The sequence below is a fragment of the Ectothiorhodospira shaposhnikovii genome, assembly GCF_047222355.1.
Classification (GTDB): Bacteria; Pseudomonadota; Gammaproteobacteria; order Ectothiorhodospirales; family Ectothiorhodospiraceae; genus Ectothiorhodospira.
Window position 1 is genome coordinate 477,062 of sequence record NZ_CP178333.1, and the last position, 14,369, is coordinate 491,430.

9 protein-coding genes are annotated in these 14,369 nt (G+C 67.2%); 1 reads left to right on the forward strand and 8 read right to left on the reverse strand.

Annotated features, from left to right (window positions below):
- Positions 1–71: 71 nt before the first annotated feature.
- Positions 72–2,810, forward strand: a complete 2,739-nt coding sequence (locus ACLF6L_RS02050; protein WP_412852245.1) for a cation-transporting P-type ATPase — start codon at positions 72–74, stop codon at positions 2,808–2,810.
- On the opposite strand, the gene ACLF6L_RS02055 is transcribed toward ACLF6L_RS02050, so the two are convergent.
- The 8 genes from ACLF6L_RS02055 to ACLF6L_RS02090 form a co-directional block, all read right to left on the reverse strand.
- The gene (locus ACLF6L_RS02055) at positions 2,794–3,513 is read right to left on the reverse strand and encodes a glutamine amidotransferase (protein WP_238617736.1); all 720 of its coding nucleotides are present in this window, start codon (positions 3,511–3,513) and stop codon (positions 2,794–2,796) included. The genes ACLF6L_RS02050 and ACLF6L_RS02055 overlap by 17 nt on opposite strands.
- Before the next feature lie 34 nt (positions 3,514–3,547).
- Positions 3,548–3,868 carry a hypothetical protein gene (locus tag ACLF6L_RS02060; RefSeq protein ID WP_412852246.1) on the reverse strand — a complete coding sequence of 107 codons (321 nt, stop codon included), beginning with the start codon at positions 3,866–3,868 and terminating at the stop codon, positions 3,548–3,550.
- 73 nt (positions 3,869–3,941) lie between these two features.
- A complete protein-coding gene (hrpA, locus tag ACLF6L_RS02065; RefSeq protein WP_412852247.1) occupies positions 3,942–7,811 on the reverse strand; it encodes an ATP-dependent RNA helicase HrpA in 3,870 nt (1,289 codons plus the stop codon).
- Positions 7,812–7,842: 31 nt separating this feature from the next.
- Positions 7,843–8,463, reverse strand: coding sequence for an SPOR domain-containing protein (locus ACLF6L_RS02070; protein ID WP_238617733.1), 621 nt, complete (start codon positions 8,461–8,463; stop codon positions 7,843–7,845).
- A complete protein-coding gene (gene argS / locus ACLF6L_RS02075; protein ID WP_412852248.1) occupies positions 8,463–10,223 on the reverse strand; it encodes an arginine--tRNA ligase in 1,761 nt (586 codons plus the stop codon). The genes ACLF6L_RS02070 and argS overlap by 1 nt, the downstream gene beginning before the upstream one ends.
- Before the next feature lie 140 nt (positions 10,224–10,363).
- Entirely contained in the window at positions 10,364–12,577 is a 2,214-nt protein-coding gene (locus ACLF6L_RS02080) for a primosomal protein N' (RefSeq protein WP_412852249.1), read from the reverse strand.
- Between the two features lie 137 nt (positions 12,578–12,714).
- Positions 12,715–14,097, reverse strand: a complete 1,383-nt coding sequence (locus ACLF6L_RS02085) for an NAD(P)(+) transhydrogenase (Re/Si-specific) subunit beta (protein ID WP_238617730.1) — start codon at positions 14,095–14,097, stop codon at positions 12,715–12,717.
- Positions 14,098–14,355, reverse strand: a complete 258-nt coding sequence (locus ACLF6L_RS02090) for an NAD(P) transhydrogenase subunit alpha (protein ID WP_050814270.1) — start codon at positions 14,353–14,355, stop codon at positions 14,098–14,100.
- Between the last annotated feature and the right edge of the window lie 14 nt (positions 14,356–14,369).

Below are 14,369 nucleotides of genomic sequence, written 5' to 3' on the forward strand. Positions count from 1 at the left end.
GCCGCGCTTGCGCTACCTTGTCCCGTCCTTTGGATGGACCCGCACACAGTCACCCGACCGAGACGCAATCCATGGAAACTCCCCTCAAGGATCTCTGGCATCACCTGCACCATGACGAAGTGCTCGAAACCCTGGACACCCACGAGCAGCACGGTCTCACGGAACAGCAGGCCCGCGAACGTCTGGCCACCCACGGCCCCAACACCCTGACGGCGGCCCGGCAGACCTCCTGGCTTAAGCGCCTGCTGCTGCAGTTTCACAATCCCCTGATCTACATCCTGCTCATCGCCTCGGCCGTGACCCTGGCGCTTGGGGAATACATCGATTCCGCGGTCATCTTCGGCGTCGTCCTCATCAATGCCGTCATCGGTTTCGTTCAGGAGTCCAAGGCCGAGGATGCCATCAATGCCCTCAAGGGCATGCTCTCCTCATCCGCCGCCGTGGTCCGGGACGGTAGCCGCATCACCATTGCCGCCGCCGATCTGGTGCCCGGCGACATTGTCCTGCTGGCTTCCGGCGACAAGGTCCCGGCCGATCTGCGTCTGTTGTCCTGCCGGGATCTGCAGATCGACGAGTCCGCCCTCACCGGGGAGTCCGTGCCGGTGGACAAGCAGCCCGGACAGCTGGCCCGGGACACGGTGCTGGCGGATCGCGGCAATATGGGATTTGCCGGCACCCTGGTGACCTACGGTACCGGCCGGGGCGTGGTCATCGGCACCGGCGATCGTACCGAGACCGGCAAGATCGCCGGCATGATCAATGACGCCGTCACCCTGGAAACCCCGTTGACCCGCAAGATCAACGCCTTCAGCAGGATCCTGCTTTGGGTGATCCTGGTGCTGGCCGGCATCACCTTCGGCGTGGGCCTGCTCTACGGCCAGGACTGGGTGGACACCTTCATCGCCGCCGTGGCCCTGGCGGTGGCCGCCATCCCGGAGGGACTGCCGGCGGTGGTCACCATCACCCTGGCCATCGGGGTACGCCGCATGGCCCTGCGCAACGCCATCATCCGCAAGCTGCCGGCGGTGGAGACCCTGGGGTCCACCACCGTGATCTGCTCCGACAAGACCGGCACCCTGACCGAGAACCAGATGACGGTGCAGCGGATCATCGCCGCCGATACGGAATTCGAACTCACCGGGAGCGGCTACAATCCCGAAGGCCGGATTCTGAGGGACGGCAGCCCGGTCGAGGCTCCCGCTGCTCACCATCAGGCCCTGTACCATTGCCTGCTGGCCGGCCTGCTGAGCAATGACAGTGAGCTGGTGGAACGGGACGGTCGCTGGAGCGTCCACGGCGATCCCACCGAAGGGGCACTGATCGCCAGCGCCCTCAAGGCCGGGTTCGACCGTCACGACATGCGTGGTCGGCTGCACCGTGTCGATGTCATTCCCTTCGAGTCGGATCGACAGTACATGGCCACGCTGCACCGCCATGATGAGGGCCACCGGGTCTACATGAAGGGGTCGGCGGAGCGGGTGATCGCCCATTGCAATCGGGCCATGAATGCCGAGGGAGAGCGGGTACCGATCCATCGGGAACAATTACAGGCACAAGCGGAGGCGCTGGCGGCCCAGGGTCTGCGGGTGCTGGCCTTTGCCATGGGTGAGACCGATGCCAACCGGCTGGATGTTCCCGACCCGGACAAGGACGAGGATCGGCTGATCTTCCTGGGCCTGCAGGCCATGATCGATCCGCCCAGGGAGGAAGTGATCCATTCCGTGGCCCTGTGCCGCAAGGCCGGCATCCGGGTGAAGATGATCACAGGCGACCATGTCCTCACCGCCCGCGCCATTGCCGAACGCATCGGCATCATCCGGGATGAAGACAAGGATCAGCGACGGGCATTGACCGGGCGCCAGTTGGCGGAGTTGCCGCCGGATGAATTGAGCAAGGCCGCCGACCAGGTCTCGGTCTTTGCCCGGGTGGCGCCGGAGCAGAAGCTTCGGCTGGTGGAGGCCCTGCAGGCCCGGGGCCATGTGGTGGCCATGACCGGTGACGGGGTCAACGATGCCCCCGCCCTCAAGCGGGCCGACATCGGCATCGCCATGGGGATCAACGGCACGGAAGTGTCCCGGGATGCCTCGGACATGGTGCTGGCGGACGACAATTTCAGCTCCATCGAGGCGGCGGTGGAGGAGGGGCGCAACGTCTTCGACAACCTGATCAAGTTCATCACTTGGGTCCTGCCCACCAACCTGGGGCAAGGGCTGGTGATCATGGTGGCCATCCTGCTGGGCCTGACCCTGCCGGTGCTGCCGGTGCAGGCCCTGTGGCTGAACATGACCACGGCGGTGTTCCTGGGCCTGATGCTGGCCTTCGAACCCCGGGAGCCGGGGATCATGGCCCGGGCGCCCCGTCGGCCCGATGCGCCGATCCTCAGCGGCGAAATCATCGGCCGCATCTTCTCGGTCAGTGCCTTGCTGCTGGTGGGGGCCTTCGGTCTGTTCCAGTGGTCACTGGCCCAGGGTGCGAGCCTGGAGGAGGCCCGCACCCTGGCGGTGAGCCTGTTCGTGGTGGTGCAGAGCTTCTTCCTGCTCAACTGCCGTTCCCTCTCCCGCAGCGTGTTTCGCACCCATCCGTTTTCCAATCCCTGGATCTGGTGGGGGATCGGGGCGATGTGGATGGTCCAGCTCCTGTTCGTCTACACACCGTGGATGAACCTGCTGTTCCAGAGCGCGCCGCTGTCATTGCAGCACTGGGGCCTGATCCTGGGCTACGGTGTGTTCGTACTGCTGCTGGTGGAACTGGAAAAGGGGCTCTGGCGGCGCTGGAAACGGGAGGGAAATCCGGTCAGCGCGGGGTCTTGAGCCACTCCCCGAACCGCCGCAGTACCCGACTGCTCTCCGGGGTCGGCCGGATGTTGGCCAGCAGGCCGTCGATCTGCCGCCCCTGTTCCGCCAGCCGGTCCCGGTAGTACATGACGTAATGGGGGGTGATGCGTTCATCGAACTCCGGATGAAACTGCACCCCCCAGGCGCACCCGTTCACCACGAACCCCTGGTGGGCCTCCATGTCGCTCTCGCCCAGGGCCATCGCCCCGGGCGGCAACGCCACCACCGACTGGCTGTGGCTGACCTGGCCGTAGAACCGGCCCGGCAGCACCGAGAACAGGGGGTCTTCGGCGGCCTCGCCGTGGAGCCGGACCTCCACCGTGCCCACCTCGATCCCCCGGGGATTCCAGTCCACCCGGCCGCCCAGGGCGTGGGCCAGGATCTGGTGGCCGAAGCAGATCCCCAGGATCGGCACACCGGCTGATACCGCGCGCGCCAGCCAGTCGGCGGTCTGCTGGATCCAGGGGGCCTCCTCCGTGACCATGGCGCCGGAGCCGGTGATGACCACGCCGACAACGTCCCCCGGTGCCGGCAGCGGATCACCGGCCTGGACATCCACCACCTTCGTTTGGGTTTGGGGCCAGTCCATGCCGGCGGCGATCCAGTCTTCGTAATCCCCGGGAAAGTCCTGAAGAGAGTCGATCTTGGTACCGGTCTTGATGATGAGCAGTGTGTCCATGGGATCTCTCGCGATGCGTCCGCAATGCAGGAAGTCAAGAGATTACTCCAGAAAGCTGCAGTGCATCAAAACCACGACCTGCCAATGAGCCAGCGGGGTCTGGCCGGGATCTGCTCCAGGATCGGGCGCGGGTCATAGGCCACGGCCGGCACCGGTAACCCTGATACATGCGCATCACCAGGCCGGGCGAGGCCATGGGGTTGAGAAAATAGAGCACCACCACCGCGGTCACCACCCCGGTACTGTGAACCGGGCCGCCGATGAGCCAGGCGATGGTCCCCAGCAACAGCACCATGGCCCCCACCAGGGCGAGGGACTGCAGGCGGTTGTGCAGGTGGTGGGCTGTGTGGGGCATGGCGGGGCAGGGTTCGGGTGATATACCCATTGACCCGGTCACCCGGTTTTCGTTCTGCGCTCCCCGCCGTCCTTCACGCCCGATCCAGGCTCTTGCGCAGGTCCTCCAGTCGCTTCACCGACACCTTCTCCACCGTCCCCAGTTCCTGGGCAAACAGGGACACCCGTAATTCCTCGATCAGCCAGCGGTAGCGCGACCACTCGCCGCCGGTGCGTCCGGCCGCCCGGCGGGCCTTGCAGTCCTCCCACAGGGGTTCCACGTCCACCCGGGCGCGCCGGTCCTTGTCCGGCGCATGGTCCAGCCGTTCCATGCGCCGCTCGATGGCCGCCAGATAACGGGGATACTGGGCCAGCCGGTCCGGCGGCGTTTCCAGCAGGCAGTGGGGATGGATCAGGTGTTCCAACTGGTCCCGGATGTCTCCCGCCGCCTCCACCCAGGACAGGGGCAGGGCGCCCTTGAGGCGGGCGCGGATGCGCTGGTAGACGGCCAGGATCTCCCCCGCCAGGGCGCACAGGGCATTGGTTGCGTCCACCAGTTCGCCCCGGCCCGCCTCCAGGCGCTGCCGAAACCCTTCCGCGTCCGTGGGCCAGGGCTCGGCCATGAATACCCGCTCCACCGCCGCAAACACCAGGTCATCCTTGAGGGCCTCGCAGCGATCCACGGGGTTGTACTGCAGGCACAGGCGCTGAATGTCCGGCAGGTTTCGGTACAGGTACTTCACCGGCTCCCTTGCCCCCAGCATGAACAGCCGTCGCAGGCCGGCACGATGGATCTGTCCGGCCCGGGCCGGACTGTCCGCCAGGATCAGGGCCACGCTGTCGCCCCGGTCCTCCAGGGCTGGATAGCCCCGCAGGGTGGCGCCGTGCTGACGAAATTCCACGTACTCCGTCAGGGGGCCGAAATCCCAGTCGGTAAGACCGTCCCGTTCCATGTCCTCGGGCCGGTGAGCCTCGAAGCTCTCCACCGCCCGTCCGGACAAGCTGTCCTTGAGGGCCTGCAGATCCCGGCCGGTCACCAGCGTCTTGCCCTGGGCGTCCACCACCTGGTAGCGCAGTTGAAGATGGGGTTCCAGGCGCTCCGGCTGCCATTGGTCCAGAGGGACGTCGGTGCCGGTGATCTGGCGCAAGGCCCGGGTCAGGGCCGGGATCAACTCGCCCTCGGGCTCTCCCAGCCGGGCCAGGGCCGCCCGGGCGAACTCCGGGGCCGGCACGAAATGGCGGCGCAGGGATTTGGGCAGGGTCTTGATCAGGGCGGCGAGCTTTTCCTCCAGCAGACCCGGCACCAGCCAGTCCCCCCGATCAGGGGCCAGGGCATTGAGGGCCGCCAGGGGCAGGGTGAGGGTGACGCCGTCCGCCTCGTGGCCCGGTTCAAAACGGTAACTCAGGGGCAGCCGCAGGCCACCGCTCTCCAGCACGTCCGGGAAGCGCTCCCCGCCCAGGTTCGGGGCCTCGCGCTGCAGCAGGGTGTCCCGGTCCAGACGCAGCAGGGAGGGATCATCCCGCTCCGCCTGCTTGCGCCAGCGTTCAAAGCCCGCGCCGTCATGGACCTCGGCCGGCAGACGGCCATCGTAAAAATCGTAGAGCACCTGCTCGTCCGCCAGCAGATCCCGGCGCCGTCCGCGGGCTTCCAGGTCCTCGATCTCCCGGATCAGGGCCTGGTTGTGGGCCAGGGCAGGGGCACGGCTACGCAGCCGACCCGCCACCAGACCCTCGCGGATGAACACTCGACGGGCATCCGCCGGGTCCACCCGGCCATAGTTCACCTTGCGCCGGGGGTTGACGATCAGCCCGAACAGGGTCACCCGGTCCCAGGCCGCCACGGTGCCCTGGCGGGGTTCGAAATGGGGTTCATGGTAGTGGTGCTTGAGCAGATGACCCGCCACCGTTTCCAGCCACTCCGGACGGATGGCGGCGCATTCCCGGGCATAGACCCGGGTGGTCTCGGCGATCTCGGCGGCCATGACCCAGGCCGGGGCGCCCTTGAACAGTCCGGAAGACGGATGGATGTGAAAGCGCCGGTTGCGGGCGCCCAGATAGTCGTGCTTTTCCGTCTTCACCCCGACCTGGGTCACCAGCCCGGTGAGCAGGGCCCGGTGGATGGCCGCCGGATCGGCCGGTTCCTGGTTCTCCTTCAGGTCCATCTCCCGCAGGCTCTGGCGTAGCTGGCCGTGCAGATCCTGCCATTCCCGCATGCGGATGAAGGACAGGAAATGCTCCCGGCACCAGGCCCGCAGCTTGGCCTTGGACAGATGGCGGGACTGTTCCCGCCAGGCGGCCCACAGCTTCAGGTAACCCAGGAAGTCCGATCCCGGTTCCCGGAATCGGGCGTGGGCCTCGTCGGCGGCCTGACGTTTCTCGGCGGGGCGTTCCCGCGGGTCCTGGAGGGCCAGAAAGGCCACGATCAGGGTCACTTCCGCCAGGGCCTGCTCCCGGGCCGCTGCCAGCAGCATGGCCCCCAGGGTCGGGTCCACCGGCAGCCGGGCCAGTTGCCGGCCCGTGGCGGTGATGCCGTGGGCATCGTCCACTGCCCGCAGGGTCTGCAGCAGCTTGAAGCCGTCCCGGATCAGACGGGCGTCCGGCGGCTCCACGAAGGGAAAATCCTCCGGATCGCCCAGGTTCAGGTGGGCCATCTGCAGGATCACCGAGGCCAGGTTGGAGCGCAGGATCTCCGGGTCGGTGTACGCCGGGCGAAGCTGGAAGTCCTCCTCGCCGTAGAGGCGGATGCAGATCCCCGGCCCCAGGCGCCCGCAGCGCCCCGCCCGCTGGTTGGCGGAGGCCTGGGAGACCGGCTCCAGGGACAGGCGCTGGATGCGGGAACGCCAGGCATAGCGGGCAATGCGCACCAGCCCCGAATCGATCACATAGCGGATGCCCGGCACGGTGAGGGCGGTTTCGGCCACGTTGGTGGCCAGTACCACCCGCCGGCCGGTGTGGGGGGCAAAGACCTGGTTCTGTTCCGCCGCCGACAGCCGGGCGTAGAGGGGCAGGATCTCCGTATGCCGGGGATGGTGCTTGCGCAGGGCCTCGGCGGCTTCGCGGATCTCCCGCTCTCCGGGCAGGAACACCAGAATGTCGCCGGGACCGGCCTGGGCCAGTTCATCCACCGCCGCCAGCAGGGCCTCATTCAGATCCCGTTCGGTGTCGGCGTCATCCTCGCCGGTGACCGGGCGGTAGCGGATCTCCACCGGGTAGGTGCGGCCGGGGACTTCGTAGACGGGGGCATCGGCGAAGTGGCGGGCGATGCGTTCCGGGTCCAGGGTGGCGGAGGTGATGATGAGCTTGAGGTCCGGCCGCCGGGGTAGCAGACGCTTGAGATAGCCCAGCAGGAAGTCGATGTTGAGGCTGCGCTCGTGGGCCTCGTCGATAATGAGGGTGTCGTAGGCACTCAGTAGCGGGTCCGAGCGCAGTTCCGCCAGCAGGATGCCGTCGGTCATGAGCTTGACCAGGGTGCGGGGGCCGACATGATCGGAGAAGCGCACCTTGAAGCCCACCTGCTCCCCCAGGGGGCTGTTCAGTTCCTCGGCAATGCGGCTCGCCACCGAGCGGGCGGCGATGCGCCGGGGCTGGGTGTGGCCGATGAGGCCATCGGTCCCCCGGCCCAGGGACAGGCAGATCTTGGGCAGCTGGGTGGTCTTGCCCGAGCCGGTCTCGCCGCAGATCACCACCACCTGATGGGCCTGGATCAGACGAGCGATCTTCTCCCGATGGGCGCTGACGGGCAGATCGTCGGGGAAGTTCGGCGAGGGCAGGGCCTGGCGGCGTTGTTCACGGGCCAGGACCGAGGCTTCGATCCGGCCGGTCAGGCGTTCCAGGAGACGGTCGGCGGGTTTGCCGGTCCGGAGCCGGCGGCGGGCGCGGTCCAGCTCCTTGCGAAGGGCGTCATGGTCCCGTGTCAGGCAAAGGGGAATGCGTGCGGCGAGCTGATCGGGGTCCGGGTGAGACATGGAGACGTGTCGGTATGGAGCACTGACGCCGTCAGGCGTCAGGCACCCGCACCATGATGGTCTGGACCTGGTTGGCGTGCAGTCGCTCGCGCATCCGGTTCAGGTTGTCCAGTTCCGTGAACGGTCCCACCTGTACCCGGTGCCAGGTATCCCCGTTCACCGTCACGGGCTGGATGCGGGCCTCCACCCCCATCAGGGCCAGGCTGGCGCGCAGGCGGTCCGCTTCCTGATGGGAGCGGAAGGAACCGGCCTGCAGCAGATAACGGCCGGGCTGCTGCACCGGGGTCGGCGGGGGCGGCGGGCCGCCGGGGGCCGTGCGGGGCTGGACCTGGGGTTCCGGGACCACCACTTCCAGTTCCGGCAGCAGGGTATAGAAGTCGAACCGGGGCCTGGGCGCCTCTTCCGCCGGCTTCTGGGCGGGTGCCTGGGCCGGGCGGGCGGGTTGCGGCTGCTGGACGGGCTGTTGCTGGATCTGGGGCGCCGCCACCGTCGTCGTGGTGGTCGGTGCGTCGCGCTGGGTCTGCAGATAGACCACCGCGGCAGCGAACAGGCCCACCGCCAGACCGGCCACGCCCCAGACCCAGCCGGGCAGGGGTGGCCTTTCTTCCGCCTGTCGGCGGCGGCTGGCCTGGCGCCGGGAGCCGCGGGCCATTACATCTCCTCGGGCGCGGAAACGCCCAACAGCGTGAGACCGTTGGCCAGTACCTGACGCACGGCCAGGATCAGGTTGAGGCGGGCATCCCGCAGATCGGCATCGTCCACCAGGAACTGGTGTGCGTTGTAGTAGGTGTGGAAGTCATTGGCCAGATCCCGCAGGTAGTTGGCCACCTGATGGGGTTCTTCCGCCAGGGCGGCCGCTTCCACCAGTTCGGGGAAGTGGGCCAGGCTGCCGAGCAGGGCGGATTCATGATCCTCCGTCAGCCGGTCCAGGTGGGCGTGGCCGTTGGCCGGGTCATGAGTCAGACCCTTGGCCTGCATCTGTCGCAGCACGCTGCACACCCGGGCATGGGCATACTGGATGTAGTAGACCGGGTTGTCGGCGGACTGGGACTTGGCCAGATCCAGGTCGAAGTCCAGGTGCTGTTCGCAGCGGCGCATGACATAGAAGAACCGGGCGGCGTCGTTGCCCACTTCCTCGCGCAGTTCCCGCAGGGTGACGAAACTGCCGGAGCGGGTGGACATCTGCACCCGCTCGCCGCCCCGGTAGAGGATGGCGAACTGTACCAGCAGCACGTCCAGACGGGCATCGTCCCGGCCCATGGCATGGAGTGCCGCCTTCACCCGCGGCACATAGCCGTGATGATCGGCGCCCCAGACATCGATCACCCGGTCATAGCCCCGGTCGAATTTGTCCATGTGATAGGCGATGTCGGAGGCAAAGTAGGTGGTCTGGCCGTTGTCCCGCTGAACCACGCGATCCTTCTCGTCGCCGTATTCGGTGGAACGGAACCACAGGGCGCCGTCCTTTTCATACAGGGCGCCCTTGTCCCGCAACTGTTCCAGGGCCTTGTTGACGGACCCCTTGTCGGTGAGGGAGCGCTCCGAGTACCAGGTCTCATAGGTGACGCCGAATTCCGCCAGGTCGTCACGGATGTCATCCAGGATGACGTTGAGGCCCAGTTCGAAGACGTAACGGTAGCGGTTGTCGCCCAGCAGCCCCTTGGCCCGCTGGATGACCGCGTCGATGTATTCTTCCTTGTCGCCGCCGTCCGGTTCGTCCGCCGGCAGGCCGTCCATCAGGGCCTCGGTGGTGACGGCATAGTCCTGGCCGTGTTCCTGGAACAGGGTGTCGGCGATGTCCCGCACGTAGTCGCCCCGGTAGGCGTTGGTGGGGAAGTGGAACTTCACCCCGCAGCGTTCCAGGTAGCGCAGCCAGACGCTGGTGCCCAGGATGTCCATCTGTCGGCCGGCGTCGTTGACGTAGTATTCCCGGTGCACATCGAAGCCCACCGCTTCCAGCAGGTCCGCCACCGCCGCGCCGTAGGCGGCGCCGCGACCATGACCCACGTGCAGGGGGCCGGTGGGGTTGGCGGAGACGAATTCCACCTGCACCTTCTTGCCGGCGCCCAGACGGCTGCGACCGTAGGCTTCTCCGGCCTCCAGCACCTGGGTGATCACCGCCAGACGGGCATTACGGCTGATGAACAGGTTGATGAAGCCGGGACCGGCGATCTCCACCTTGTCCAGGATGTCCGATTCGGGCAGATGGTCGATGATCAGCTGCGCCACGTCCCGGGGTTTGCGGCCCAGGGGCTTGGCCAGTTGCAGGGCCAGGTTGGTGGCGAAATCACCGTGGGCCTTGTCCCGGGTGCGCGTCAATTGAACCTCCACCGACCGGTCGGCGGGCAGGGTGCCGTTGCCGGTGAGGGTGTGGAGGGATTGTTCGAGCAGAGCCTGTAATTGAGGTTTCAAGGTTTCGGTATCCGAAGAAGAGCGAACGGCGGGGAAATCTGAACGAGGGCAGATTCTATCGGGAATGGCAAGGGGGGTGAATACCCTTGCCGGGATGAGGCGCCCGGGGAGCGGCCGGGATGGGGCAAAGAGCCCGCGGTTTACTGCAGATCCACCGGGTCCACGTCCACGGACCACCTGACCTTTCTGGCCCCGGGCAGCCGGGGAAGATCGGGCAGCCAGATCGCCAGGGCCTTTTGCAGGTCCTGCCGCCGCCCTGCCTGCAGCAGCAGATGGGCCCGATACCGTCCCGCCTTGCGTTCCATGGGGGCCGGGGCCGGCCCCCAGGCCTGCACCCCCCGGGGGTTGCTCGACTCCAGGGCGTGACGAGCGCCTTCCAGAAACACCCGGGGCGCCTCGGCTGCCGTGGCTTCCGCCCTGAGCAGCGCCAGTGCCGCGTAGGGGGGTAGGCGGGCCTCCCTGCGCTCGGCCAGTGCCGCCTGGGCAAAGGCCCCGTAGCCGGCGCCCAGCAGGGTCAGCAGCAGGGGATGCTCCGGGTGATGGGTCTGGATCAGCACTTCTCCGGGCCGGGTGCCGCGCCCGGCCCGTCCAGCCACCTGCACGATGGTCTGGGCCAGCCGCTCCACCGCCCGGAAATCGGCACTGAACAGCCCCTGATCCGCCTCCAGGATGGCCGCCAGGGTCACGTTGGGAAAGTCATGGCCCTTGGCCAGCATCTGTGTCCCCACCAGGATCCGGTGGCGGCCGCTGCGCACCCCTTCCAGGGCGGATGCCAGGGCACCCTTGCGTCGGGTGCTGTCCCGGTCGATGCGCACCACCGGCCAGGCGGGAAAGTGCCGTCGCAGGGCCTGTTCCACCCGCTCGGTGCCCTGGCCCCGGCCGGCCAGGGGGCGGCCGCAGTCCGGGCATTGAGCGGGCACGCCGCTTTCATGGCCGCAATGATGGCAACGCAGGCGGCGGATGCCCGCATGCCAGGTCATGCGGGCGTCGCAGCGATGACAGTCGGCCACCCAGCCGCACTCATGGCAGATCAGGGCTGGGGCATAGCCGCGCCGGTTGAGGAACAGCAGCACCTGGCCGTCATCCTCCAGGTGCTGCTGCATGCGGTCCAGCAGGGGGACGGACAGGCCCTCGTCCATGAACTGGCTGCGCACGTCCAGCAACTTCAGGCGGGGCGCCGAAGCGCCGCCGGCCCGGCCCGGCAGGGATAGGTGCCGGTACTGCCCCCGCTCCACGTTGGCCAGGCTCTCCAGGGCCGGGGTGGCCGACCCCAGCACCACCGGCACCTGTTCCCGGTGAGCGCGCATCACCGCCAGATCCCGGGCGTGATAGCGGAAGCCGTCCTGCTGCTTCAGGGAAGGATCATGCTCCTCATCGACAATGATCAGGCCCGGCCGTGCCCAGGGCGCAAAGACCGCCGAGCGGGTGCCGATGATGACCCCGGCCTCGCCGCCACGGGCACAGAGCCAGGCGCAGTGACGCTCGCCGTCGCCAAGGCCGGAGTGGAGCACGGCAATGGGGGTATCCAGGCGTGCCCGGAAGCGGCCCAGCAGCTGGGGGGTGAGGGCGATCTCCGGCACCAGCACCAGGCATTGGCGTCCGCTTGCCAACACCTGCCGGATCACCTGCAGATAGACCTCGGTCTTGCCGCTCCCGGTGACGCCTTCCAGCAGATGGCAGGTGAATCGGCCCAGGGTCGCCGCGATGGCGTCCACCGCCTGTTGCTGGGCGGCGTTGAGTGCGGGCGCCGGAGCCGGGGGCGTATCCGCCGGGCTCAGGCAGGGGCGGGCGTATATCCGTGCCAGTCCCTTGTCCACCAGTGCCTTGAGGGACTGGCGGGGATCGGTGTCCTGTTGCTCCCTGAGTCGTTCCAGGGCCAGATCCTCCTTCGCGTCCTGCAACAGGCGCAGCAGGGCGGCCTGACGGGGAGCGCGGGTGAGGGTGGCCGGGTCGGTGCGGTGGCCCGCCTCGGTCAGGGTGCAATACTCGATGCCCCGGGCCTCGGCCGGTTTGCCCTGGCGCAGGGTGACGGGCAGGGCGGCGGCCATCACCTCACCCAGGGGGTGCTGATAGTAGTCGGCGGCCCAGGCGAGCAGGTTCAACAGGGCGGTGTTCAGTAGCGGCCCGGTATCCAGGGTGGCGCCGATGGGCCGTAGCCGGTGGCTCGGCACACTGGATGCGTCACCGTGGCCGATGACCACACCCACCACCTGACGCCGTCCGAAGGGCACCCGCACGCGGGCACCGATGGCGGGCAGGTCGGCCTCATTCGGAGCGGGCAGGTAGTCGAAATACCCCTGCACGGGGGTGGGAACGGCGACACGGAGGATGGTGGGCGCGGAGGACTGAGGCATGGTGGCAAATAATGCCACATCCGCCCGATGATAAAGCTGCTCTCCCCCTGGCGGGAGAGGGGTTGGGGTGAGGGAGTAAAACGAAAAAAGCCCGGCGATGACGCCGGGCCTTGTCACTTTCCGTTGCGGGATCGGGATTAACCGATTTCCTTGATGCTGGAGATCAGCTCGCTGGCGGCCTTCTGGCCGTCGCCGTACAGCATGCGGGTGTTGTCGGCGAAGAACAGATGGTTCTCCACGCCGGAGAAGCCGGCACCCTTGCCACGCTTGATCACGATGACGTTCTTGGCCTGGTCCGCGTTCAGAATCGGCATGCCGTAGATCGGGCTTTCCGGGTTGGAACGGGCCACCGGGTTCACCACGTCGTTGGCACCGATGACGATGGCCACGTCGGCGGTCTTGAACTCGCTGTTGATCTCATCCAGGTCGTAGATGATGTCGTAGGGTACGCCGGCTTCGGCCAGCAGCACGTTCATGTGACCGGGCATGCGGCCTGCCACCGGGTGAATGGCGAACTTCACCGTCACGCCCCGCTCCTGCAGCAGCTGGGTCAGTTCCCAGATCTTGTGCTGCGCCTGGGCCACGGCCATGCCGTAACCGGGGACGATGATCACCTTGTCGGCAAACGCCATCATCACGCCGGCGTCGGAGGCCTCGATCTCCTTCATGGTGCCGGTCACTTCGGACTGATCGCCACCGCTGCTCTCGCCGAAGTGGCTGAACAGCACGTTGGAGATGGGACGGTTCATGGCCTTGGCCATCAGCTGGGTCAGCAGGGTACCGGCGGCACCCACCACGATACCGGCAATCATCAGCGCGGCATTGTCCAGCACCAGACCCTTCAGGCCCACGGCCAGACCGGTGAGAGCGTTGTACAGGGAGATCACCACCGGCATGTCCGCGCCGCCGATGGGCAGGGTCATGAGGATGCCGAAGGCCAGGGCCAGGAGCAGGAACACGGTCAGCAGGGCACCGTTCACCTGAGCGCCGCTGAAGCTGATGATGATGCCCAGCAGCACGGTGGCGCCGAGCACGCCCAGGTTGATCTTCTGTTGCATGTCAAAGCGCAGGGACTTGGTGATCAGGCCCTGCAGCTTGGCGAAGGCGATCAGGGAGCCGGAGAAGGCCACGGCGCCGATGATCACACCCAGCACGGCGATGAACTGGATGGTCCAGCTCAGCTCGTAGGAACCCATCAGGGCCACGATGCCGATACCGGCGGCCGCGCCGCCGCCCATGCCGTTGTACAGGGCGATCATCTGCGGCATGTCGGTCATGGCGACGCGCTTGCCGGTGTACCAGGCCAGACCGCCACCGATACCGATGCCCAGGATGATCAGCAGGTAGTTGATGAAGCCGCGGACTTCAGGGTGCAGGAAGGTGACCACCGTGGCGATGACCATGCCCCAGCCGGCCCAGATGATCCCGCGACGGGCGGTGACCGGCGAGGCCATCTGCTTGAGGCCGACGATGAACAGCACCGCCGCCGCAAAGTAGGCTACGTTGATGATGAAACCCATTTACTTGGCCCCCTTGCTGGACTTGAACATCTCGAGCATGCGCTCGGTCACCACGTAACCACCCACGGCGTTACCGGCGGCCAGGATCACGGCGATGAAGCCCACCCACATCTGGGCCGTGGTTTCGGCGTGGCCCAGGGCCACCATGGTACCCACCAGCACGATGCCGTGGATGAAGTTGGAGCCGGACATCAGCGGCGTGTGCAGGATCACCGGCACCTTGGAAATGACCTCGTAGCCGGTGAAGGCGGCGAGCATGAAGATGTAGAGTG